Annotated in this window: 21 protein-coding genes and 1 tRNA gene; 16 read left to right on the top strand and 6 right to left on the bottom strand. The window is 42.4% G+C overall.

The genetic code is table 11. The features are described 5' to 3' along the window. The first annotated feature begins 8 nt into the window (after positions 1-8). The 4 genes from Q0890_RS03030 (at position 9) to Q0890_RS03015 (ending at position 4,269) form a co-directional block, all read left to right on the top strand. Complete coding sequence (locus Q0890_RS03030; RefSeq protein WP_299217453.1) at positions 9-185, top strand: hypothetical protein; 177 nt, start codon at positions 9-11, stop codon at positions 183-185. A gap of 278 nt (positions 186-463) precedes the next feature. Continuing rightward, positions 464-1,477 carry a TatD family hydrolase gene (locus Q0890_RS03025; RefSeq protein WP_299217450.1) on the top strand — a complete coding sequence of 338 codons (1,014 nt, stop codon included), beginning with the start codon at positions 464-466 and terminating at the stop codon, positions 1,475-1,477. Positions 1,478-1,733: 256 nt separating this feature from the next. Then, positions 1,734-2,468 carry a tRNA threonylcarbamoyladenosine dehydratase gene (locus Q0890_RS03020; RefSeq protein WP_299217996.1) on the top strand — a complete coding sequence of 245 codons (735 nt, stop codon included), beginning with the start codon at positions 1,734-1,736 and terminating at the stop codon, positions 2,466-2,468. A gap of 31 nt (positions 2,469-2,499) precedes the next feature. Beyond that, on the top strand, positions 2,500-4,269 hold the full coding sequence (locus tag Q0890_RS03015; RefSeq protein WP_299217447.1) for a GAF domain-containing hybrid sensor histidine kinase/response regulator: 1,770 nt from the start codon (positions 2,500-2,502) through the stop codon (positions 4,267-4,269). A 111-nt stretch (positions 4,270-4,380) separates the two neighbouring features. On the opposite strand, the gene efp is transcribed toward Q0890_RS03015, so the two are convergent. Further along, a complete protein-coding gene (gene efp / locus Q0890_RS03010; RefSeq protein WP_299217444.1) occupies positions 4,381-4,953 on the bottom strand; it encodes an elongation factor P in 573 nt (190 codons plus the stop codon). Positions 4,954-5,184: 231 nt separating this feature from the next. Here efp and epmB point away from each other — a divergent pair, with 231 nt between their 5' ends. From epmB to Q0890_RS02970, 8 genes are all read left to right on the top strand, one after another. After that, a complete protein-coding gene (epmB, locus tag Q0890_RS03005) occupies positions 5,185-6,219 on the top strand; it encodes an EF-P beta-lysylation protein EpmB (protein WP_299217441.1) in 1,035 nt (344 codons plus the stop codon). Between the two features lie 99 nt (positions 6,220-6,318). Then, on the top strand, positions 6,319-8,103 hold the full coding sequence (locus Q0890_RS03000) for a hypothetical protein (protein WP_299217438.1): 1,785 nt from the start codon (positions 6,319-6,321) through the stop codon (positions 8,101-8,103). Positions 8,104-8,212: 109 nt separating this feature from the next. Then, positions 8,213-10,297, top strand: coding sequence for an EAL domain-containing protein (locus Q0890_RS02995; protein WP_299217435.1), 2,085 nt, complete (start codon positions 8,213-8,215; stop codon positions 10,295-10,297). A 137-nt stretch (positions 10,298-10,434) separates the two neighbouring features. Beyond that, on the top strand, positions 10,435-10,995 hold the full coding sequence (locus tag Q0890_RS02990; protein ID WP_299217432.1) for a c-type cytochrome: 561 nt from the start codon (positions 10,435-10,437) through the stop codon (positions 10,993-10,995). 185 nt (positions 10,996-11,180) lie between these two features. After that, positions 11,181-12,221 (top strand): AAA family ATPase, encoded by a 1,041-nt coding sequence (locus tag Q0890_RS02985; RefSeq protein ID WP_299217430.1) that lies wholly within the window; start codon positions 11,181-11,183, stop codon positions 12,219-12,221. A 49-nt stretch (positions 12,222-12,270) separates the two neighbouring features. Continuing rightward, positions 12,271-13,359 (top strand): hypothetical protein, encoded by a 1,089-nt coding sequence (locus tag Q0890_RS02980; protein WP_299217428.1) that lies wholly within the window; start codon positions 12,271-12,273, stop codon positions 13,357-13,359. Then, positions 13,356-15,608: a DUF3488 and transglutaminase-like domain-containing protein gene (locus tag Q0890_RS02975; protein ID WP_299217426.1), complete on the top strand. Its 2,253-nt coding sequence runs from the start codon at positions 13,356-13,358 to the stop codon at positions 15,606-15,608. Before Q0890_RS02980 ends, Q0890_RS02975 begins: the two co-directional genes overlap by 4 nt. Before the next feature lie 176 nt (positions 15,609-15,784). Next, positions 15,785-15,861, top strand: a tRNA-Val gene (locus Q0890_RS02970). Positions 15,862-16,206: 345 nt separating this feature from the next. Here Q0890_RS02970 and Q0890_RS02965 read toward each other — a convergent pair. The 4 genes from Q0890_RS02965 to Q0890_RS02950 all read right to left on the bottom strand — a co-directional run bounded on the left by Q0890_RS02965 (position 16,207) and on the right by Q0890_RS02950 (position 20,886). Next, positions 16,207-17,709 carry a tripartite tricarboxylate transporter permease gene (locus Q0890_RS02965; protein ID WP_299217423.1) on the bottom strand — a complete coding sequence of 501 codons (1,503 nt, stop codon included), beginning with the start codon at positions 17,707-17,709 and terminating at the stop codon, positions 16,207-16,209. Between the two features lie 5 nt (positions 17,710-17,714). Then, positions 17,715-18,170, bottom strand: coding sequence for a tripartite tricarboxylate transporter TctB family protein (locus Q0890_RS02960; RefSeq protein WP_299217420.1), 456 nt, complete (start codon positions 18,168-18,170; stop codon positions 17,715-17,717). 96 nt (positions 18,171-18,266) lie between these two features. After that, positions 18,267-19,298 carry a tripartite tricarboxylate transporter substrate binding protein gene (locus tag Q0890_RS02955; RefSeq protein ID WP_299217417.1) on the bottom strand — a complete coding sequence of 344 codons (1,032 nt, stop codon included), beginning with the start codon at positions 19,296-19,298 and terminating at the stop codon, positions 18,267-18,269. Positions 19,299-19,596: 298 nt separating this feature from the next. Beyond that, positions 19,597-20,886 carry an SLC13 family permease gene (locus Q0890_RS02950; RefSeq protein ID WP_299217414.1) on the bottom strand — a complete coding sequence of 430 codons (1,290 nt, stop codon included), beginning with the start codon at positions 20,884-20,886 and terminating at the stop codon, positions 19,597-19,599. 323 nt (positions 20,887-21,209) lie between these two features. Here Q0890_RS02950 and Q0890_RS02945 point away from each other — a divergent pair, with 323 nt between their 5' ends. Further along, positions 21,210-21,935 (top strand): GntR family transcriptional regulator, encoded by a 726-nt coding sequence (locus tag Q0890_RS02945; protein WP_299217412.1) that lies wholly within the window; start codon positions 21,210-21,212, stop codon positions 21,933-21,935. Between the two features lie 119 nt (positions 21,936-22,054). On the opposite strand, the gene Q0890_RS02940 is transcribed toward Q0890_RS02945, so the two are convergent. Further along, positions 22,055-22,828, bottom strand: coding sequence for a sulfite exporter TauE/SafE family protein (locus Q0890_RS02940; protein ID WP_299217409.1), 774 nt, complete (start codon positions 22,826-22,828; stop codon positions 22,055-22,057). A 367-nt stretch (positions 22,829-23,195) separates the two neighbouring features. Here Q0890_RS02940 and Q0890_RS02935 point away from each other — a divergent pair, with 367 nt between their 5' ends. The 3 genes from Q0890_RS02935 (at position 23,196) to Q0890_RS02925 (ending at position 25,696) form a co-directional block, all read left to right on the top strand. Continuing rightward, a complete protein-coding gene (locus Q0890_RS02935; protein ID WP_299217406.1) occupies positions 23,196-24,395 on the top strand; it encodes a globin domain-containing protein in 1,200 nt (399 codons plus the stop codon). A 343-nt stretch (positions 24,396-24,738) separates the two neighbouring features. Next, entirely contained in the window at positions 24,739-25,083 is a 345-nt protein-coding gene (locus Q0890_RS02930; protein WP_299217403.1) for a multidrug efflux SMR transporter, read from the top strand. A gap of 31 nt (positions 25,084-25,114) precedes the next feature. Further along, a complete protein-coding gene (locus Q0890_RS02925) occupies positions 25,115-25,696 on the top strand; it encodes a TetR/AcrR family transcriptional regulator (RefSeq protein ID WP_299217400.1) in 582 nt (193 codons plus the stop codon). Positions 25,697-25,793: the final 97 nt, after the last annotated feature.

The raw sequence follows: 25,793 nt of genomic DNA, 5'->3' as shown, positions 1-25,793 counted from the left end.
TAAAAACGATGAATAAACAAAAATGGCTGACATTAGGCATGGTTGGGACGGCTTTATTGCTGCTACCAAGACGTAGCAGCTGGCAACAGACTCCTCATGCCAAAGAATTATCAAAAAAAGACCACTCAAAAACCATCAATCCTGAGCATACAGAACTGCAATATCAAAACTGTGACAAGGATTAATAAAGGGTTAAGAAACAACTTTTATACTTCCATGCTTTTGATACTTGCACGCTCTTTATACTTGCATATTATGCTCAATATAACGCACCTAATAGACAGTTTAGCGGCGCAATATACTTCATAAAGCGGTACATCACACGCTGTATTACAGTTTTGTGTCAGCATATAGATACAAAGCTGCTAAACATTCAAAATTAAAATACTCTATTATCATAACCACCTAACTGCTATGCAGCACATATTTACCAACCTTAAAGAATCAACTATAAAGACGGATTATGATTCATACAAATTCACATCTAGCGCTAGATCATACCCCACTGCCTGCTATATATCCTCTGATCGATACTCATACTCATTTTGATGCGCCAGTCTTTGATGGTGATAGACAGTCACAGACGCAGCAGGCTTATATGCAGGGTGTTCAGCACTTGGTATTGGTCGGTTATTTGCAGCGATATTTTTCTAGACTCTATGAGACCCAGCAGGCAATCGAGCAGATACATCTGTCTAAGGATAAGGATAAAACTGATCGTAGAGACGTGTATCCTGTAGCGCACATTGCACTTGGCTTACATCCTTTTTATATCGAACAACATACTGACACGCATCTATCTAGCATGGCGCAAATGATACAAGAGCAGCGCCCGTTAGCAATTGGTGAGATAGGGTTGGATACTTATACGGACGCTATGAAGCAACCTGAGGTTTTTGCTAAACAAGCGCGTTTTTTTACAGCGCAACTGGATATTGCTGTGCTGCACAAGCTTCCTGTCATGCTGCACATTCGTAAGGCTCATGCAGAGGCATTGGCGTTATTAAAGGCACATAGCTATGACGCGCATAAATTAGGCGGTATTGCTCATAGCTTTAGTGGCGGTGAGCAAGAGGCCAAAGCTTTTGTTAAATTGGGCTTTAAGCTTGGTATTACTGGCCAAATTACCAACCATAACGCCAAAAAGCTACGCCGTGCTATCAAAGCTGCCGTTGATAGTCATGGCATAGAGTGTTTAGTTCTAGAGACTGATTGTCCTGACATGATGCCGATAATGTGTCAAAAAGCAAAAGACACTCAACTAGACAGTCAATCAGCCAATCAATCAACAACGGGACAAAGTCCAGATAACGAATGGTATGGCGCTGATGGACACAATCGTAACGTACCTGCTAATTTGCCTTGGGTATTGAAAGGTCTAAGTGAGTTGCTTTCTGTAGAACCTGCAGTACTTGCACCTCAATTGTGGCAAAATAGTTGCAATGCCTTGCAAACTTCTTGGCCTTACCCTAAATAAGACATGAGCAATTAAAAACGTCAAAAAACGTCAAGAATATCAAAAGATTATTGACCATAGTGTCACCAACCATCAGAGCTTCTCATTCATTATGAATCAACAAACGCAACTCATAAGAACCGAGCAACAATCGGCCAATACTGAATCGACTTTAGAACATGGCACACTAAATGCAACGACTCATACAGTAAGTGAGGTTGTCAATACAGATTTACAATATGAGCGACGCTTTCAAGGGACGCAGACATTGTATGGTATGGCAGCATTTGATGTCTTTGCTGCAGCGCATGTTTATGTGATTGGCGTGGGCGGCGTAGGCTCTTGGGCTGCTGAAGCGTTAGCGCGTACCGCAGTAGGCAATATTACGTTAGTTGATTTAGATGTATTGGTGGCTTCCAACGTCAATCGGCAGCTACCTGCGCTTGATAGCACCTTTGGGCAAAGTAAGATAGCAGCACTGGGCGCACGTTTGCAAGAGATTAACCCAAAGCTCACTTTGCACTTGGTAGATGACTTTTTAACAGTTGAGAATGTCTCTACATTATTACCCAATCGGAGTGAGGCAAAAGCTGCCGCAGCTGAGCAAAGGCCGATTGTGATATTAGACTGCGTAGATGACATGAGTGCCAAACTGGCTATTGCACTACATTGCCGTTTTAATAAGCTAAAGCTCGTTTGTGCAGGTGGAGCAGGGGGCAAGATAGACCCTTCTCAGATTACAGTTAGCGATTTAAAGGACAGTTATCAAGATCCATTGTTAGCACGGTTACGTAACAAGTTGCGCCATGAAAAAGGTATCAATAGCGCTCTAAAAGATAAATTCGGTATTAGGTGCGTATACTCAACTGAGCCGCCGCGCGTAGACAAAAGCTGTCAGACAGGCGGATTACAATGTGGCGGCTATGGCTCTGCAGTCGCGGTAACTTCTGTAGTGGCAATGATTATGGTTAGTGAGGCATTACAAATGCTGAGCAAACAAGCTGGGGTCTGACCCATCACTTCTTATTAACTTGGAGACGGTTTTGTCGATTCATACTTATCCGCTGGCGTTAGATGAGCATTTACGTATCGCTAAGCTACATGAATACGACGTGCTTAATACTTGTAATGAACCTGCATTTTCGCGTTTGACTGAACTGGTTAAATTGTTCTTTGGTGTGCCCATGGTGGCTATTACTTTCATGGATGAACACATACAGTATCTAAAATCGCCGCATGGATTCGGTGATTTATGTACGACCAAGCGCGGCGTGGCGATTTGTAATTACACAGTATTATCTAATAGTGTTTTTACTATACCAGATCTATCACTTGATGAGCGTTTCGTCGACAATCCATTAGTGACAGAAGACCCTCATCTACGTTTCTATGCAGGCGCGCCAATTACTCTAACAGAGGAAAACAAGACGTATCATTTAGGGTCACTTTGTTTGTTCGATACCAAGCCCAACAATACATTTGATGACGATAAGGCCAGACTGCTTTTACAGTTCGCTGAAATGGCGGCAGATGCATTGCAGTTGCAAAAGAATCAACATCGCGCCAAACATGCCAATCAAATGAAGTCTGAATTTTTAGCAAACATGAGCCATGAGATACGTACTCCCATGAATGGTATTATTGGTATGGTTGAGATGCTTGACGATACTGATTTGAACGTTGAGCAAAAAGTCTATGTCGACAACATAAAACTGTCAACAGAGCACCTGCTTGCGATTATTAATGGCATTCTAGACTTATCTAAAGTTGAGTCAGGCAAGATGACTGTTGATGACATACCTATGGACTTGTCATTATTATGTGATGAAGTCGTCAGTTTATTTGCGGTCAAAGCTCGTCAGCGCGGCCTTATACTGGATTACAGTTATAGTGAAAAACTATCGCCTTATATGCAAGGTGATCCTGTAAGGCTAAAACAGATTTTGGCCAATCTAGTTAATAATGCGATTAAGTTCACTCGTGAAGGTGGGCATGTCAGTATTAACGTCACTCATGCACCGCATTGTAAAAAGAGTGGATGCAAGAGTTTGGGTGTAAAAACTGATGAGATAGTTTGTCATGATATGACGGTCTGTATTGATATCAAAGATACAGGCGTTGGTATTAAGCCTGAATCATTGGATGCTATTTTCGACGCTTATAACCAAGCAGACAAATCTACCCATCGCCTATACGGTGGTACAGGTCTGGGTCTGTCTGTTTGCAAGTCTTTGGTTAACTTGATGGGCGGACATGTTTGGGCAAACAGTGTCGTGGGAGAGGGAACGACGTTTAAGGTATTGTTACCTCTAAGGTCTATAAGCCAAGAAAAGTATGATGACTGGCAACGCTCAAACATCATAGAGATTAGTCCCAATTCTGAGTATTCTGGTCATATATTATTGGTTGAAGATGATAATGTTAACGCTATGATTGCCAAAAAAGCGTTATGTAATAATGGGCACAAGGTCACTCACGTGACTGATGGACAAAAAGCCATTGATCAGTTTTCAGCACACCCGCGGCGCTTTGATGTGATACTGATGGATCACCATATGCCGATCATGGATGGGATACAAGCAACGATCAAACTGCATGAGATTTATGACCCAGAAATACTACCACCAATCATTGCGCTAACGGCAAATGCTATGGATGGCGAGCGCGAAAAATATCTGAAAGTTGGCATGCAAGACTATTGCACCAAACCTTTTAAAAAAGAACAGCTCAACGCGTTGGTACAGTATTGGCTTATGCACCAACAAGCAACAAAAAAACAGGTCAATAGTAGAGACCTAAAAGAGTCATCATAGCAGATAGCTGCCGGTATCAAGTATCGAATAGCCAGTAAAAATCTGATAGTAATAATAAAAAAGCTCGACCATTGTTATGATGGTCGAGCTTTTTTTATAGGTCTGACGGTATCAGCTAACTCGAGTCTGATAGTCACCTGTGCGCGTATCAACGCGAACGATTTCACCTTGCTGGACGAATAATGGTACACGTACGACTGCACCTGTCTCTAAAGTTGCAGGCTTACCACCGCCGCCCGAAGTATCACCGCGTACACCAGGATCGGTTTCGGTAATCTGCAATTCAACGAAGTTTGGCGGTGTGACTGACAATGGTACCCCATTAAACAAGGTAATCACGCAGAGCTCGTTACTGTTGTCTTTTAACCATTTTGGCGCATCGCCAATGGCCGCTTTGTCCGCTTGTAGCTGCTCAAAGCTTTCAGGGTGCATAAAATGCCAAAACTCACCATCGTTATATAGATAGTTCATTTCAGTATCCAACACGTCGGCCGCTTCTAAGCTATCACCTGATTTAAAGGTTTGCTCGAGTACTTTACCACTACGAAGGTTGCGCAGTCTAACGCGGTTAAAAGCTTGGCCTTTACCAGGTTTGACAAACTCATTTTCAAGAATGGCACAAGGGTTGCCATCAAGCATGACTTTTAAACCGGCTTTAAACTCATTGGTAGAAAAACTTGCCACAAGAGACTCCTAAGGGTTGTAGTAATTATATTAATAGGTTACTGATTGATTATCGACGCGTTGCCAAACCTGACACGGTGTTACTTATACTGGAATACCTATCATATGGGCCAAAGTCTATGAATGGCAAGGGTAAATAGGTATCAACCATAATGTTTGCTTGGCATGCTTTGATAGTACGCTGATTTACAGCGTATAATGTCGGTTTTTAGGCACACGCATTAGGTTGTCATGATAAACCATTTAATCACACAAAAAAACTGGCAAACACAACTATCTGAAGCAATTACATCGATAGATGAGTTACTGGAGATACTTAACCTTGAGACGATGAAAGCGCAAGTTTATGCTCCAGCGCACTTTCCTTTACGTGTCCCGCGTGCCTTTGTCGCCAAAATGGCGATGGGTGATGCGCATGATCCTTTATTAAAGCAAGTGTTACCAGACAGACAAGAACAAATCGCTGTGACAGGTTATATCACTGACCCCTTGGCTGAAAACGACCAAAATCCAATTAAAGGTCTGCTACATAAGTATCAATCTAGGATACTATTAACCGTGACGGGTGCGTGCGCCATCCATTGTCGTTACTGCTTTCGTCAGCACTTTGATTATAACGCCAATATGCCAACTTCCACCGAACACTTAGCGATTGCCTCCTACATTAAAGAGCATCCTGAGGTCAATGAGGTTATCTTGAGTGGCGGCGACCCACTGAGTGTTTCTAATCGGCGACTATTTGCCTGGCTTGATACCTTGGAGGCGATACCGCAACTGACCACTATTCGCTTGCATACACGCTTGCCGTTAGTGATTCCTGAGCGCTTAGATGATGCTTTGCTAGATCGCTTTAGTCAAAGTCGCTGCAACATCGTGATGGTTGTTCATTGCAACCATGCCAATGAAATTGATACGAACACGGCTCAATATTTGCAGCGTGCACGGGTCGCTGGTATTGTGATGTTAAACCAAGCCGTATTATTAAAGGGTGTCAATGACAGTGTCGTGACTCAAACTGCCCTCAGTCAGCGTTTGTTTGCGGCAGGTGTTTTGCCTTATTACTTACACGTACTCGATAAGGTCTTAGGCGCCGCTCATTTTGATAACAATGAGCAGTCCGCTGTTGACTTATACTGGTCGTTGTTGGCTAAGCTTCCTGGGTATCTTGTGCCCAAATTGGTAAAAGAGTTGCCAAACAGACCATTTAAGGTGCCAATTAATATTTATAAAGACAGTCAAGGTATGCAGGATAGTAAGTTGTGGTAATATGTTTTGCTGAACATTAGTAGCGCTCTATAACGCACATACACACAAGTAATATCGCGACTGTTCACTTGAGAATAGAGGTTTTATTAAAGAGGGCTTATGATAACGTTGTCAGATTTTCAGGATCATCTATCACATAAAGCACCACTAAAACACTCTTCGCGTAAATATGTGGATGGACAAGAACAGCAGCTGCGTCAATGGGCAGCAAGTTTACCAACACAAACTGAAGTTCAGCAGGCCGTGCAGATAGAGCAGGTGTTGACTGAGCTTGCCGCAGCAGACTTAGATGACAAACTACGTCTTAAGCTTTTGACCATTGTTGCTTGTGCATCCGAGCGCTTGATCACCTCTTTGCACAAGCATTATCATTATGAGTTAGGAGCGCTTAGCAAGACGCAGCGAGTATATGTAGATCAAGTCAAATCACTATACTACTCGACCATACTGGCCTACGACAATATCATACAACGCAAGAGTCTGACTTTAACTAATCAGCGAGGTCCAACAACAGGCCGAGGTTGGACGCGTTTTTTGACGTTAGCTAAAACATCACCGCTTGTTTTGGCCGCTGCTATTTACCAGTCACTCACCATTTATCAAAAATTATTGAGTGAGCACAACATATCTTACCAACCATCACCACCACACTTATGGGCTGCGTTTAATGAGCTATATGACCTAGCTTGTCAGATAAATGTGGCACATACTGATTTGAGCACGCAAGTAATTGCCAAGCAGGCACACAGTATTCACGGCTTATATGTACAGGTTTGCTTGCAGAGTTTATTGAATGTCCGTGCCATGCGCCGCTCCAATATGCTATTAATCCAGCGTCTACTACCGTTATGGGCAACTCATGTCCATGCTGCTATCGAGCCGCAGACTGAGACGCGTATCTTTGTAGACTTACAAAGCGGCAGTCCGCCTGATTATCTCACTGCCAGCTCCGCTATTAATCCCTATGAAGCGCACCATCGTTGTCTATTTATCGAACTTGGACCATTGATAACATACTTACAGCAGCGCAAGCAGGCGTTGGTTGATAGTAATAACGCTGCGATTGAATATCAGCTGGTTAATAAAGTATTAATGGCCATGAAACATCGTTATGTCGAGCGAGCAATGACATTACCGACCAAGTATCATACAAGACAGCGTGCAACTGTCATTGGTGGTTTTAATAACATTCATTATAAAGTGGCTGGTGCAAAGAGCTTAGTAGACTTGATAGCTGCCAGAGAGTTGGCAGTTGAGCAGCTGCCACGCTATGATACACAGCCTAAGAAGGGCGATACACAAGGTGTCCTTGAAGTAGAGGTAATTGATAGCACAGATATAGCATCACAGATGAGAGTCTTACATTTATTGTCTCCAGAAGATTTAGTGGTGCCACTGTCAAAGACAGATGATGAGGCGACAGGACAACAATCAAGCTTGCTCAAAGCGGACATATTAGACGCCGAGACGGACAGTAGCGACACACTTAATACAGCACCGCCACCACTTAGTTTTATGAGTCTGTTATTGTTGCAATATTCACATAATGACAGCAAGTGTAAATGGTCAATGGGTATGGTACGCTGGCTCAATCTTGATAATAAACCTATTGAGGTTGAATGGCAGGTACTTGGGCATGTACTGACAGCTTGCGCTTTACGTTTGGATATTAGAGACCATCGTGGCCAAAGCTTTATGCCAGCTTTTATGGTGGCTGGCGATGAGAGCTTACAGACAGAGTTTAGCATTATAGTGCCTTCTCATCATTTCCAAACCAATGACAAAGTCATGCTGCGTATCAATGACAAACAAAAAACACTTTGTTTACAGCAATGTTTACTAAATAGTGAAGAGTTTAGTCAGTATAAAGTGATACAGATTTAGCTGGATAAGATTGCTACAATCAATACTTTTATACAAAATTAAGCATTGCTCAAGTCCAATCATAATCTAGTATACTGTCACGACGGTTATAAGAATAAAAAGGCCTATTATGCGTACCAAATCTGTCCTAAATCTCCTAGTTATAGACGAAGATCAGCTTTATGCCGAGCGTTTAGTCAGCTTATTATCTGCTTACTACGATGAAGTTAATCTTGGGTTTTTGGATGATAGAGAGGAGCTATTAAAGTCACTACGTCAACAGTGGGACGTCTTGGTATTTGGGCGCGCCTATGACTTAAGCTTCACCGATGTCGTTGGTATTGTGCAAGAGCAAAACCTTGATCTCCCTATCATTGGTCTGATGAGTGATGAGATGGCGAGTACTGGTCGTAATGATGATGGTTTGCCCTCAGTCATAGATGGAGTGATGGTAAAGGCTTTACTCGCAGATAAAGAGGTACAAGTGGTAATGGCAATCTGCCTACAACATGCCAATTTGCGCAGCCTACGACAGCTTAATAGCTTGCGTCATGTACTCTCCGAAGCCGAGCAGCGTGCCAATATATTAATCAAAAACTCTAAGAGTGCGGTTGCTTATATCGATCAAGGCATTCATATTTTTGCCAACGAGCCCTATTTAAAGTTGTTTAACTTTGAGTCGATGGACGATATTATTGGTCTGCCAGTTATTGACTTTATTGTCGGTAAAGATAATGTCAAAGGTTTTAAGGAGTTTTTACGTCAGTTCGATAAAGGCCACCGTGAGCAAGTTGAATTTAACTTTGACAGTAAGCGTATGGACGGTAGTACTTTTGAGGCAAAGCTACAACTCGCTGTCGCTACGCTAGATGGTGAACCAGTCACCCAGATTATCATTCAACAAAACAATAATAACAGCGCTGAGATTGCCAAGCGTTTGGCAGCAGCAGAGCGTCAGGACAGCTTGACAGGACTATACAACCGCCGCGGCTTTGAAGAGCGTTTTGAAGCCTTGCACCAATCGGTGGTAGCAGGCAAAGCGCACGCAGCCTTATTATATATACAGCTAGATAATATCGGTAAAATCAGTAGTAGCTTGGGCTTGCAAGGGGTGGATACGACCATTCAGCAAGTGGCTCGTATGCTTGAGCAAACGGTAGCAGAGGGGCACATTAGCCGCTTTAGTGACACAGCATTTACAGTGTTAATTGAAGATTTGTCATCTAAAGCGCTGGTCGATCTTGCTGAGAGTATCCGCCAGCATATCAGCGATATGCTCATCGAAGTCGATAAACGCACAACCAGTACGACTGTGAGTATTGGTATCGTCAAAATAGAATCCAATGCCGCTGAACCGCAAGTCTTGTTTGATCGTGCAGTTGATGCGATCAACCATATCAGAGTTGAAACGGCAAATCAGGGCAACGCTTATCACTTGTATGATCCAAGTGAGCATGCAAACAGTGATGATAGCGCTTTAGCTGAATATCTAGTCAGCGCGATCACCCACAATCGCTTTGAGCTATTTTTTCAGCCAATCTATGATATTAATCAAGATCGTAGTGACTTCTTTGAAGTTTACCTGCGTCTACCATTAGCCGATGCTGAAAATACGGTACTGACACCTGACAAGTTTATGACAGTCGCCAAGACGCACCACTTACGCGAAAAAATAGATCGCTGGATATTAATCAATGCCTGCAAACAATTAAATGAGGTGCGCAAGACTCATCCTGAAGCGCGCGTGTTGATACAATTGACCAGCGCGTCATTAGTTGATAAAAAGCTGCCAAGTGTGGCCGGCCAGTTGATAAAAGCGGTGGGGGGTGTATCTGGGGCATTGACACTACAGTTTAATGAGCAAGATGTGGCCAATCATCTGACGATTGCCAAATCCCAGTTTGCTGCTTTAAGCGATATAGGTTGCAAGATAGGTATTCATAACTTTGGTACTTCTGCAAAATCGATTGAGATTGCTGAATTTGTAGCGCCTGATATGACGCGCCTTGCACGCGATTATGTAAATGAGATTAATAAACCTGATAATTTAGAGGCGATTAAATCTTTAATCGTACGCACTAATGAGCTTAATATTGATGTATTGATGCCTTATATTGAGGAGGCTGCTACGATGTCGGTATCTTGGAGTGTCGGTGCGCGTTATTTGCAAGGGTATTATCTAGAAATGCCAAGTAAAGCAATGAATGTAGTCTAAGAGCTCTACTTTGCAAGGAATGTATCAATCTACGCTTGTAAGCATACCATCATTTCTAAAATACCATCGTACGTCTGCTATTATTTCGTTAGGCTGACCAAACCTTTTCAATCCATAGACATAAAGAATATATAAACATGCCGATCGACGCCAATATTTCATTCAGTGGTACATTAATTGCAGGGCTTGTATTGACGATCCTGACAGTGCTTACTGCTTGTGAGCGCACCCCGCCTGATTATCGTGATCCTGTTACCCTGCCAGTGTATAGCGAAGGAGACGCTGATAATGGTGCTATCATCTATGAAGAAGCTTGCGGCCAATGCCATCAGTTAAGTCCAGGAAGCAATAAAAAAGGCCCGCAATTGATGAATATATATGGGGCACCAGCAGCTGAACTAGAAGACTATGACTACGGTGCAGCGCTAACTAAATCAGGCTGGGTATGGGATGCAAAAACTTTAGACCCTTATATTGCTGATGCTCAAAAAGCAATGCCGGAGTCAAAAATGCTGTCAGACCCGATGCCAGATGCTAGTGAACGCGCTGATATTATCGCTTACCTATCTACTTTGCGTATGGCTGCTCCTGCTATCGATAGCGATGGAAAACCCATAGATACTGAGCATACACAAATGAGTGATGAGCCAGTTGAGATAGAAGACGGCTTAGAAAATCAACCTGCAGCCAGTTTCTAATCATAGCAATTGCTCAAGCTTGGTTTTTTTCAACTTTATTGCTTTTTATAGTTAGTATATTTATTAGAGCGTTTTTACTTGTCGTTTTTATCTTATTAAAATAGGTGTATTGGCTATTACTGAACACTCCAAACGAGTCAATGTGTCAATATTTCAGTACGCACTAATACAGTCGGTAGTTTACTATGCACCAAAGCCATGCTTACGATGTCGCATCTCACACAGATACTGTATCTCCATTAGAGTCAGACGCTGTCTTAAAGGATTCAAACGATGTTACTGGCGATTATTTAACCAATCAGCGTCAAGTGGCACAATTGCTTGTTCAATTAAATCGAATCGTGCTTGATAAGCCGCAAGTGGTCAAGCTGGCACTGAGCTGCGTGCTGGCAGGTGGACACCTGCTCTTACAAGATCTACCTGGTATGGGCAAAACCACCTTGGCTCAAGGGCTGGCACAGTTACTGGGCTTGTCATACAATCGTGTGCAGTTTACCAATGATATGCTGCCAGCCGATATTCTGGGTATGAGCATTTATAATCAAAACACTCAAAGCTTTGAGTTTCGTAAAGGGGCGATTTTCACTCAGCTATTACTTGCTGATGAAATCAACCGCTCTAGTCCAAAGACCCAAAGTGCGTTACTAGAAGCAATGGAGGAGCATCAAGTCACCCAAGATGGGCAGACTTACCGTTTACCTCAACCGTTCTTTGTCATAGCTACCCAAAATCCCATGCAACAAGCAGGTGTCTATCCTTTACCTGAGTCCCAGTTGGACCGATTTTTGATGTGTCTATCGCTTGGGTATCCTTCACCAGCTGCCGAGCGAGAGTTACTACGGGGCCAAGATCGTCGTAAGTTACTTGCAAGCTTACATGCGGTGCTTGAGACAGATGCTGTATTACTTGCACGCCAAAATGTTCAACAGGTATATGTAGCAGATGTCGTATTGGATTATCTACAGCGATTGGTTGCAAAGACTCGAGTTAGCCAAGAATACCATGGACTGTCACCTCGCGGTGTATTGTCGCTACAGCGTGCCGCTCAGGCTCATGCCTATGTCTCAGGTCACCAAGAGGTCACACCAGAGGACATTCAAGCTGTTTTTGCTGCGGTTACAGATCATAGGTTAGGCCAACGATTTGTGCCATCGCACATCGTTGGCGGGCAAGGCTCACAGACTATTGCTCAGCGAATTATGCATGAGGTACCAGTAATTGTTTAAACTAAGGTTTGAGCGCACGCTATAGTGTAACCATAATGATAAGACAGTTATGACTTTATTACCACGTACCTTATTACCACGTACTTTGACTCAGCCAATAACGCAAGCCTTGGCGCGCTGGTTTGCCAAACGTGCTCCTAAAAGTGACAGTGCTACTCTTAATTTGCGCAACGTCTATATTTTTTTCCGACGTGAAGGGCTACTTTTTGCCATATTATTGATAATTACCTTTATTGCTGGTATCAATTACGGTAATAACTTGGTTTTAGGGCTTTGTTTTTACCTTATTAGTATATGGCTGATTAGCTTTCATGTGACCTTTTTGCACATATCTGGCCTGCACGTTCAATTGTTAGAAGTCACTATGGCAGAAGTAGGGGCGCCAGTCTGGGTGACCCTGCAAGTACGTAGTGAGAGTCGCCAACCAAGACGACAATTGATGTTTAGGTTTGAGCAACATCAATTGGACCAGCAAGAAAATAGCGAGCATGAATATAAGCGCAACAGCAAGCGTAGCCGTAAATTGCTTAACAACGATCCCAAGCTGCAGGTACTGCTACCACGTGTACAAGATGAACACATTATTCGTTTACCTATTATGACCTATAAACGTGGTCAGCTTGAGCTTCCTAAATTAACAGTCAGTACGGTTTATCCACTTGGTATTATGCGTGCCTGGTCGTACATCTATTTTGCGCGCACTGCTTGGGTCTATCCAAAACCATTGGCTTTTGACTGGCAGACGCAATACATAACTGCAAGTTTAGATGACTTACCGACGAGTGGGCAATATAGTCAGCATATTCAAGGCCAAGACGATTTTGAACGTCTTGATAGTTATGTCGAAGGCGAATCACTAGCCAGAGTCTCATGGGCGCATGTGGCACGTGGGCAGGGGATGCTTACCAAGCATTTTGCCGATCCTATCGGTCATGAGCAGAGCCTCAATTATGCCGATATGCCAGCTGCCCATCATGAACAAAAGCTTGCGCAACTGGCTCATGGCGCGATCACGCTTGGCAGTCTTGGAGTGCCCTTTACCATGCAACTGCCTAACGAGAGCCGTACAGAGTCAGCGATTGGACACGATGAGGCTTTTGCGCAGGCGTGTTTGCTACGATTGGCACAGTCATCATGATTGACTCTAAGCACGCTCGCAACCCTTCTTCTAGCCTATCTTTGCCTAACTCATCTGCTTTTGCAGCGGTAACCTCGCCTGCAAGTTTTGAGAATCTAGCATTGGGAAATATTGCTAACAATAGCCATGACCCAAACAGAAAATGGTATAGCAAACTGTTAGCGCTACCGGCTTATTATTGGGTGTTGCTGACTCAAATTCTTGTTATATTTCCCCATGCTGTTCATCTGCCGTTATGGTTAATGCTCTTTGCTTTAATCACTGTCATTGCCCAATTGCCTCATATCAAATCCAAGTTTAGACAGAGGTTTGAGCAGCTTCGCCATCTCAAACGCATGTATCAAAGCATACAAATGCTTGGGTTTTTATTAGGATTGGTAGGCTTGTGGTTGACCTATAACACAAGCTTTGGTCTGGATATGGGTGTGGCCTTTTTAGTGCTGTGCTTGATTAGTAAGCTTTGGGAGTTGTATAAACGCCGTGATGCTTATGTAGTGTTGAATTTATCATTGTTTGTGCTTGCTGCACTATTTTTAATGGATCAAGGATTGGTCACTACTTTAGAGGTCATCATAGGTACGATTGGCATCTTGCTAGCATTTATTGCGCTCAATGATGACGGCAATATACGCGGTGATGGACGCCTGCGTACACTTGGTATATTAGGGGTAGGGGCATTACCGTTATTAGTGGTGCTTTTTTTGTTCTTTCCGCGTTTGCCGCCACTATGGTCAGTGCAATTATCAGGACAACAAGCAACGACTGGTGTCTCAGACAGCATGTCACCTGGCGATTTTGCCAGTCTGAGTCAATCCACTGCGCTGGCTTTTAGAGTTGAATTTGCAGATAAACGTCCACCGCAAAGCGATCTGTATTGGCGCGGCTTGGTATTTAGCGATTTCGACGGTGTGACATGGCAACCGAATCGTAGTAGCCAGCAGCAGTGGCAGCCAGCGCGACAAATTCCTATGTGGATTGAGCGTGCGATTGCTACTGTTCCTAATAGTGTGCAGCTTGCACCCGATAAGTATGAGATACTTTTAGAGCCAACCCAGCAAAACTGGCTATTTGGGCTTGATTATCCATTTACTCAGCGTACAGATGTCAGTATCACATCAGAATTTACTTTATTAAAAGACAGTCCGGTGACCCAGCAGCTACGCTACAACGTCCTGCGTTTTGTACCCATGCGTATCGATCCTGTACTTGATGAGGATTCACGTCGTATCAACGTGACACTACCTAAAGATGGCAATCCACAAGCGCGTGCACTTGCTCAGCAGCTGTTTGCGCAATCGGGTTCAGATCCTGTGCGCTATATGCAAGCACTTGAGCGCTGGATCAATCAAACAGAGTTTCGTTATACATTATCGCCGCCACGGCTAAATGATAACCGCATCGACGAGTTTTTGTTTGATACTAAAGCTGGGTTTTGTGAGCATTATTCTTCAAGCTTTGCTTTTATGATGCGGGCGGCTGGTATTCCTGCGCGCATTGTGGCTGGTTATCAAGGTGGCGAACCAAGTCGCAGCGGTGACGTGTGGGAAGTACGGCAGATGGATGCTCATGCGTGGACTGAAGTATGGCTTGAGGGTCAAGGGTGGGTACGTGTTGATCCGACTGCGTTTGTCGCGCCGCAGCGTGTCGAACAAGGAATGGACGCACTGTCTCAATCCCAAGGAGCAGCGTTGTTTGGCGATGGAGCAGGGGCGCAGATTAGCTATCAGCAGTATCAGATGCTACAAACGCTAAGGCGGTTTTCTGACCAAGCCAGTTATTACTGGCAAAAAGACATCGTCGGCTATGATCAAGACAAGCAAGCAGGATCTTTATTAAAATGGTTCAACATCAGCTCAGTTATGCAACAAATCGTTTGGTTAGCTGCTGGTGCCATCACAGTGATATCTATAGTGACATTTATACTATGGCAACGACGACGGAAGCGTTGGCATCCAGTAGACTTGCTTTTAATCAAGTTATCTAAACGGCTAGGTAAAAAAGACAAGGCACTTGCTCGCCATGATCATGAAGGACAACTAGTGTGGCTTGAGCGGCTAGTAGATAGCCTTACAGAGACTGATAGTCGGCTTGTCACCGACGATCTCAAACTAACTCAACAGTATGTCAACGATATTAAACAGGACTATCGGCAACTACGTTATGGGCGAATAAGTACGCTTGATGTAAGTCACGCTGAGTATCAGCAAGTACTTAAAAAGCTTAAAGAGAATACGCGCAGATTGTCATAAATATGAGTAGTGCGCTCCCTAATGGATTTTCCCATAATTGCTATGGTTTTAGATACAGAACTAAGAACCATAAAAAGACTTTGACGATAAAATAGTACTTATTTAAAAATAACTTCTGGTTTAGAGAGAAAACACTTGCAAAGTCTCAGAAACTTGCTAAAATGCTCAACCTAAATAGGCGTATAGCTCAGTTGGTTAGAGCGCTACCTTGACATGGTAGAGGTCGCTAGTTCGAATCTAGTTACGCCTACCAGATTCGAAAGCCCCAATCTTTATGATTGGGGCTTTTTTTTGCCTGTAAGATATGGGCTGTAGTGGGAGAGCTTCTACTTTCATAAAGAAGATAATGTATGGTGCTACGGCTAACGCAATCTTGATAAGAATAAAGTTACCAATATAGTGTCGTTTGCTATTCTATTGTACTTACATTGCTGGATTTGATAATTGGAAGGCGATTGTCCCTTCTTAAGGCCATACAGTGGTTATATTAGGGATATGTTATTTATAAGATATACAATAACTCAGCCTAGAAAAATGGTGGCCATACTAAAAGTACAACCACCACAGCAAAATATTTCAAGAACAGAATCGCTAAAACCTAAACAGCTGGTCTAAATTTTCTGCGATAGAGTTTACGTATTATTGGCATAAATACCATCAAGATAGCCAGTATCCATAACACTATTGTAATATTACTACTCCACAGAATACTCAGCTCGCCCTGCGAAATAGATAGAGCGCGTCTTAAGTTATCTTCCATCAACTCGCCTAATACATAACCCAAAATAAGCGCTGATAATGGGAAGTTTGTTTTGCGTAAAAAGTAACCGAACACACCAAGCGCTACCATGAATACCAAATCGAAAGTGGTACTGTTGATAGAATAAACGCCAATGAAACTAACCGCTGCGATAGACGGTATCAATATATAGTTTGGAACATCAAGTAGTTTGGCAAAAAAGCGTACTAAAGGGATGTTCATTACCAGCAAAATAACGTTACAGATAAATAAAGAGGCAATTAAGCCCCAAACGATATCAGGCTGCTCAGTAAATAGCTGTGGACCTGGCGTAATATTATATAAGGTTAGTGCACCCATCATAACGGCTGTCGTACCAGAACCTGGCACACCCAAAGTCAGCATCGGTACAAATGAACCACAGGCTGAAGCATTGTTCGCAGCCTCTGGAGATGCCAAACCTCGAAGATCACCTTCGCCAAATTTGCCAGTTTCGCCAGCAATTTTACGTTCACTGGTATAAGTCATGGCACTAGCGATAGTCGCGCCTGCACCTGGCAGAATACCAACAACAAAGCCCATAACACCACTACGCAACATCGCACCTAAGCTGAATAACAGCTCTTTTAAGTTAAATAAACTACGCTTACCTTGCTCGACAACTTTTTGCCCAGTAGAGGTTCTTTCAAGTAAAATTAGAATCTCACTGACACTGAAAAAGCCAATCACAATCGTGGTAAATTGAATACCATCAGACAGATTCACCGAGTCAAAAGTGAAGCGGTACACGCCAGTCACCGCGTCAACTCCAACCGTAGCAAGACCCAAACCGATGAGCGCTGAAACAGCTGTCTTAATAGGTTGATCACCAACTAAACCACTCAAACAAGTGATGGCAAACACCATAAGTACAAAATATTCAGCAGGGCCAAAAGATACTGCCCAATTAGCTAATAGTGGAGCAAACAGCACTACACCGATAGTAGCAATAGTAGCCCCAACGAATGAAGCCACGGCTGATATTGATAACGCAATACCTGCTTTGCCTTGTAAAGCGAGAGGATTACCATCCAATGAGGTCATGACAGCAGCAGCAGATCCTGGGACGTTTAGCAAAATCGCAGAAATACGCCCCCCATATTCACAACCCAAATAAACTGCAGATAGCAGAATTAGCGCACTCTCTGGAGGTAAGCCAAGCGCAAAGGCAAAGGGAAGTAATATCGCTACGCCATTGATAGGCCCAAGTCCAGGCAACATACCGACTACAGTACCTATAAAAGCACCGACCAGGGCTATCATCAAGTTTTCGGGTGTAGAGGCGACAGCGAAGCCATGCATTAAAAAATTAAAGGTTTCCATAATAGCTATCCCATTATCCCTGATAACAATCCAAGTGGTAACACGACATCTAATACCATGTCGAACAAAACGTACAAGGCGATACTGATCACAATTGAAAAAATCAGGCTCTTAATAGGATTACCAGCAAATAACAAACCAACCGCGAAACACATGAGTATGGTTGCAAGGATAAAACCTAGAACTTCAAATATCAGACTATAAACAGTCAATGCAATGATGCACAAAATTAAATTTCTAATAACGGTTTTGTCGTAACCTAAAATAATTTCTTTAGTAAAACGCGCGGGGCGAAAAGCAATCACTAAAGTCAGAAACGCCATAAGGGAGAAAATCAGAATAGGATAAGGGCGAGGTCCTATAGGATCATAAGCGATAGGGGCAACATAACTCATGGCTAAATAAATTAAAAATAAACTAAATAATGCCATTAGCCCAGAAAATAAACGTTCCATCGTCATAAGGAGTATTCCTTGAGTTTGGGGGCAAAAAGGCTAACAAGTAAATACATTGTTAGCCTTTAAAAGTACTATAAATATTTAGTACCTAATACGTGGTTATTGAGCTTCAACAAGACCGTACTCAGCGGACAAATCGCGCAGCTCACCAGTACGCTTATAGACATACTCTTGTAATTCCTCACCAGTCATAGAGAATGGTAGTAGCTCTTGCTGCTCGCGTATTTCAGCAAATTTTGGATCAGCAAGGACATTATCAAAAGTCTCTTTCCACCAGTTATAAGCGCTAGGGCTTACATCTGGACCCATATAGTAACCACGAACCACCGGCCAAGTGACATCGTAGCCTTGCTCTTTGGCAGTAGCAATATCGCTCATACTGCCATCTAGTCTCTCATCAGCAAACACGGCCAACACGCGTAGTTTACCAGCACTAGCTTGTGGCATCAGCTCTGCAATACCGGCACTAACCGCAGTGATATGATTACCCATGACCGCTGTAATTGCCTCACCGCCACCTTCCATTGCGACATAAGTCATATCGCTAGGATTGACCCCAACTGCTTTGGCTAACATAGCAGTTTGCATCCAGTCCTGACCACCAACACTACCGCCTGCACCGAAGCTGACTGACTTTGGATCTGTTTTTAGAACTTCAACCAAATCGTCTAAAGACTTGATGTCTGAGTCAGCATTTACAGCAACAGCGCCATAATCGGTACCAACACCTGCAAGCCATTTCACGTCTTTTTCCGTAAATTTACCAAATTTACCTTGCGATAAATTCAGAATAGAACCAGTAGAGAAGGCAATAATGGCATCTTCATTGTCGCGATCATTAGCCACAATCTTATTATACGCAACAGCGCCTACGCCGCCTGGCATATAGGTCACGCGCATAGGATCTTCTAGAATGCCAGTCTCTTTTAAGCCTGCTTGAGCAAGCTTACAAGTCAAATCAAAACCGCCACCTGGTTTTGCTGGGGCAATACACTCTGGACGTGAAGGCCCAGTAAACTCGCCCGAGCCATCTGTCGCAGCTGTATCTGTACTAGCCGTTTCGTTTGCATTGTTACAGGCAGTCAGAGATAGAATAGATAGGCCAAGAGCCAGATAGGAAAGCTTTTTCACACGACACTCCTTGTGTGTATTTGCACACTCAAAATTCAATAGAATTCTGATCAAAATAATCAATTATTAACGCTTGAAATTATGATCAGATTAGAAAAGTTACTAGACTTCATCAAAATATGTTTTTTTAACACTGCATAAAAGTAACAGAATACTTTAGAAATAACAAGAAACATATGTATGTCTGTATGAATTTTATTGTATTATAGAGAGGCGTAAAACTATTTACCATCGTTTTCATCAACACCTTGCAGTCAGATATAGAAAAATTTTGATAGGTGTCCTTGTTTATAAGCCTTTAGAATATAAGCTGGATTACTAAAATGGCTATTATTCCAACGCTAATATCTAGAGGTACAGCCTTAAATAGTAGGGCACTAAAAAGCTTATCTTTTTCTATAACGACTTGCGAGGCGCCTAACATTAGACTGCCTCCTGATGAGAAAGGGGAAAGTGATGAGCTTTGCGCCCCTACAACAATACAGGTAAACAGCAATAAGGGACTGAGTCCAGAGGCGACGGCTAAGGGAAGCACTATAGGAAATAGAGTAGGAGCAACGACGCCAAGTGTACTAGCAAATACCGACATAATAGCGCTGATAACGAAGACCAACATCGGTATTAACCAGATAGGAACGTTGGTACTGAGCCATTCTGTCAGCTCGTAAATGACACCGACTTCTACGCCGAGGCGAATCAACATACCGACGCCACAAATCATAATGAGCGTGTTCCAAGGTATGAGTGCAATCACTGCTTTTTCATCACCCAACTTTAAAAATAGGCTGATCAAAGCAAAAATAACAGCGATAAAACCAATATCAATCCGAGCATTCAAAAACTCAATCGCCGATACTTGCGGCATGAGTAGATTGAGAATGGGCACAATAAGCACAGTAGCTATCATGATAAAAATAAGCACAATAGATTTTTTTTGTTTACTATCAAAAGGCTCTGGCACCATCGTTTGAATCGCGATTTTGCTATTTTTGGCATTGAACAAGCTATAGCCGCCCAGTAGAATCACAGGTATTACAAAAGTCGCGGCAAACACTCCTAAAACATAAGTAAAGCTATTGTCATTGGCAACCCCTGCATCGCGCATCAGCTCCCTGAAGATAACCCCACTTTGTGAAGTGATAAAGTTAGCACCAGCGAGCGCGCCATAATTCACAGATAAGGTCGCAATGACAAGATTTAAGTTAGTGCGTTTAGACAATAGCAGAATCATAGGTGCCATCGTGGCCAAGACAGTGTAATAACCGGCGCCTAAGCCTGCCACGATCGTAGCAACAAAGAATATAACTAAAGGCAAGAATTCTGGAAAATAGCGACACCTATAAATTAGATGACTAGAAAGCTTTTCTAAAGCGCCATTAGCAAGAGGAAAGTTATAAAAGAGGGTCACAGCAAAGATCACAAAGAAAATTTTGAGTGGCCATAGCTCAATAATCTCATAAGCTTTCAGTCCCATACCAAAACAACCGATCAGGTAGGAAAATGCAATAGCAAACAGACCAATATTGATCTTAGTGGTATAGCCCAAAATAATACATATCACTATGGCTGCTAGAATATAAAGAGTCACGGCTTTTCCTTGGTCCTAACAGTAGATGTAGGGCTATATACAGTTTGTAGATTAAAAAATATGACCAAGTATGGGCAAATAGCTTTCTACACTAGAAAACCGTCCATCTTCAGAATCATATCTAATCGCATAGAATGATAACAAAAAAGGTAACGTGAATTAGATAAGATTGACTGAAAATTTAGCTTAGCGCTAACATCAAAGTGGTTAACATGAAAATGGTTTAGAGCTTAAAAGATAATTGGGCACATTCTTCTTTTTAAAGTAATAAAAATGTTTTGAAGAGTTGAGAAATTTAATAGAAATTCCATAATGGTGAATAAATGATAGATAATTTCAAGAATTTTAAAATGCCACGATATGAGCAGGTAAGATGGCACATACAAACGTTACTAACAGAGAGTAAATGGGACGAAAACACCCCTTTACCTAGTGAACAGGAATTCGCTGATAAGTACCAAGTATCGGTAGGAACCGTGCGTAAAGCGGTTGAAAAACTTGTCGACGAAGGGGTTTTGATCAAGCAGCAAGGTAGAGGGACTTTTTTAAAACGCCCAGATTTTGGAAGTTCATTATTAAGGTTTTTTAAGTTCCGTGACAAAGAATCTGGTTATGTAACGCCGACTGGTATCATCAAAAAAATCATGGTGATAGAGGCTGTCGATGATATTAATCAAAAATTAAATATAGGTAAAAATAAGGCGCTAATTTATATAGAGCGCGTTCGTGTTGTCGAAGATGACGTGTTACTGAGTGAAAAAATTTGGCTACCTAAAAGCCGTTATGAAGCTTTTGTAACCTTAGAGCCCGAAGATTTTGAGAACCTTCTTTATCCGTTTTACTATACAAAATGTGGTCAGTTTGTGTCGTCTGCCGTTGAGACATTGTTTTTTATAACCAATCACATCGACCCTTATTTAGAAAATACTAAGCAAGAAAACTTAGTGAAGGTATGCCGTATTGCTAAGAATTTAGAAGGTGCTCCTATTGAGTATAGAGAATCATATGGGTTAGCAGAGAAGTTCAGTTATGAAATTAATATCATTTGACAATCGCGGTGTGTGATCAGTCAAGCTAAGCAACATAGGATGCTCGATGGATAGTACTCAATAAGTGAAGAGCTAACTCATAGCTGATGAAGAGGCTTCCCCTAGGTTTAAATTATTCACTAAAACAGCACATTGACGTTTCTTATTATCATTATTAGACCGCTGATTACCATGAGCATGAGCAGCATTACTCTAAACTGACTAATACTCATTCCTGTCAAAAAGCGTTTACCAATGACATTACCAACGACCGCACCTAGTCCTAATACGAGACCATACACCCAAAGCTTGGCAGTAAATACGCCAAAAAAAGCGTAGCTACCGATTTGTACGATACCTACAAAAAAGGAATTAGCGGTTTTGGTAGCAATAAGGCTTTCTTTTTCTAGTCCAGCATTCATATAAAAAGGGTTCAAAATAGGACCAAGACCACCCACCAATGTGCTCATAAAAGCAATGATAAAACCTAACGGTATAAAGCCTGCTTTTGGCATCTCAAAGGTTTTATCTACTTTACCAAATTTGTATTGGAATATAGTAGATACTAAAAATACGCCAACCAATAATTGAATCCAGCCTGCATCTAATCGACTAAAGACCAATGCTGCCAGCCATGCTCCTAGTATGGCGCTTGGTACATAGTATTTGGTCAACGACCAGTCAATATCATTCCAGAATAAATAAAGCCGCGAGGCGTTACTAATAAGGGTAGCCAAATTAATGACAGGGGGCGCAACTGCTGTTCCTATCATTGAAGAGGTAACTGGTATCAGCAACATGGCACCGCCACCACCAGATACAGTAGAGATGATAAAAGCAATCATACCAGCGGCAAATAAGCCTACTAAGTGCCAGTTTGGTATAGTCTGTAATACATTCAAAACGATAGACACTATGAAATCCTATTTCAAGCATTACACCAATTGATGATTTTTAATATAATCAATGTACGGCATTATGTTGTTTAAGAGTAGTTGCTTGACCTACCAAATTCGAAAGCCCCAATCTTTATGATTGGGGCTTTTTTTATGCCTGTAAACATATACTGTAGCAAAAGTAGAAGCAAACATGGCCGCAATACAGATTGATATTTGTATAGAAATAATATAAGATTCATTTTAAATGAACTTTTAAGAAATAGGCGAATTATACTTTGAGTCATCGTTCTAACAAGATTTGATTAATACTCAAAACTTTAGGCACTGTTATCGGTATCAGTACCTCAACTTATCAATATAATGAAACATCAAGGAAAATATCATGGCGTCACCAAAAACGATAGAGATTGTAAAAGCAACCGTACCTGTGCTTGAAGAGCATGGCACTGCGATTACCACCGTGTTTTATCAAAATATGTTTGAAGAGCATCCTGAGCTGTTAGACATCTTTAACGAGACCAACCAAAAGCTAGGTCGCCAGCAGACTGCCCTTGCGACCACAGTTTTGGCCGCTGCCAAACATCTTGAAAATTTGGCAATCTTGCTGCCGCAAGTGACCCAAATTAGTCATAAGCATCGCGCTTTACAAATCCTACCAGAGCATTATCCGATCGTGGGCAAGCATCTACTTGGGGCGATAAAAGAAGTACTCGGAGAGGCGGCTAATGACGATATCATTGACGCTTGGACTGAAGCTTATGATGAGATTGCTGACGTCTTTATTCAGCTCGAAAAAAATATGTATGAACAAGAGATGTGGGAGGGTTTTGCGCCCTTTAAGGTCGTAGAAAAGACGGCTGCAGCCACCGATATCGCGGCCTTTACTGTCGTTCCAGTCAATAACAATGCAAAAAACAGCCAAGACATTGACCTAAGTAAGCTCAATCTAACTGCCGGTCAATATATCACGGTAAAAACGGATCCAAAAGACAGTGACCATCTCGCCCTACGTCATTACTCTTTATATTCTGCCGATACTGATAAGGGTATCCAGTTTGCTGTCAGACGCGATAATCGCAATGCGCATTATGGTTTGGTCTCCAACTATTTACATGATGAAGTAGAGGTTGGCGATACCATTTTATTATCTGCCCCTGCTGGTGACTTTGCGCTCAACCAAGATTTGGTGCAGCAAAACGATATTCCATTAGTTTTGATGAGTGCTGGCGTCGGCGTCACGCCCATTTTATCGATGTTAGAGGCGCAAGTAATAGCAAACCCAGAAAGACCTATCATCTGGGTATATGCGTGCCAAAATGAAGAGCATCATGCTTTTGACGCTAAGGTCGATAAAATTTTAGAGACAGCGGCAAATGTGAATAAAAATATTTTCTATTTTGACGCGGGGCAAATACTCGATGAACGTTATCTTGCGACGCTGCCAGAGCCTGCTGATATCTATGTATGCGGGTCAATGCCGTTTATGGAAAGTATGATTGATGGTCTGATGAAGCTTAATCATGGGGTAGATAATGTCCATTATGAGCCATTCGGTCCTAAGATGAGCTTAGAGCTGGCTTAGTTTTATAGATAAAATATAACTAATTACATTACTATATAAAATAATAGAGTGATATTTAAACGGTTTATTGGATGGTATTAAAGCCATCCACGTTTAAGTATGACTCTATTTTTTTGTTTAACTCGCGTGATATTTGAGAAGCGTATTTTTCTCTGCTCATTTTAAATGTACGTTGTTGCCTGCTGTATAAATGACAAATGATAAAAACTTACCCTTCACATTACTAGAGTATTTGTATAAAATACCGTCTGTATGGTTTCTTTGATGAAATTACGCAATTTATTGTTGGCCCTTTTACGCTCAATCGAGAGAGTATGCTTGATTTAAAACAGGTAATTTAATTATGAGTCCTACCACTATTGCTTACGTTTACCTAGCGATTGCTATCATTTGTGAAGTGGTTGGCACGACGTTTTTGGTTAAGTCAGAGCAGTTTACTCGTTTGGTGCCGACCCTGATTATGGGTGTGCTTTATGCCATCTCGTTTTATTTATTGACCCAGACCATCAAGGCCATTCCGCTTGGCATCGCCTATGCGCTGTGGGGCGGTCTAGGTATCGTACTGACCTCACTGGTCGGTGTGTTCTTTTTTAAACAAAGTCTCGATACCGCGGCCGTGGTCGGTATTGCGATGATCGTCGGCGGTGTGGTGGTGATGAACTTATTGTCAAACTCGGTGGTGCACTGACAGGTAGGTAAAAATGAACATGGACACAAAAATGGAAACAAAAAACGCGCATAAACGTAAAAAACAGCCAGAGCTGGTACGGCGGGCGCTGCTCGATGAGGCAGCACGTATCACGCTAGAGCAGGGCTTGTCTAAAGTCACTTTTCAAGCGGTGGCAGATGCCGTCGGCGTGACCAAAGGCGGAGTGATGCATCATTTTGCTACCAAAGACGCGCTTATCTTAGAGGTGTTTTATGATGCGATGGCCAAGTTTGAGGCAGAAGTCAATGCCGCCATGGCAAAGGATCCTGTCCGCTACGGCTCGTTTACCCGCGCTTATATCGATGCCACGATTAGCTTGGGCGAAAAAGGACAGGCCGAGTTCAATAGCCAAGCGACCTTGTATGTGTTGATGCTAGGAGACCGGATGCTACGCGAACGCTGGGCTGAGTGGTCAAATGCGCAGCTAAAAAAACATGCCGCTACCGATAATACTGAAACGCTATGTATGGTACGTCTGGTCGCCGATGGGATTTGGCTCTCTGATTTTTCGGGTATCGATATCTCGGACAAAGCCTCAATACGTGAGCGCTTGATAAATATGACGCAGCAAGACTTTGATAAACAGCTTTAATCCATAACACGCACGCAGAACATTTACCCTTTAACCCATGATGGCATGATTGACTGAACGATTTTTTATAAATTCTCAGTCGCCTTAAGGAAAACTT

The organism is uncultured Psychrobacter sp., assembly GCF_947488565.1.
Classification (GTDB): domain Bacteria; phylum Pseudomonadota; class Gammaproteobacteria; order Pseudomonadales; family Moraxellaceae; genus Psychrobacter; species Psychrobacter saeujeotis.
This window is presented reverse-complemented; position numbering and strand designations above follow the sequence as displayed.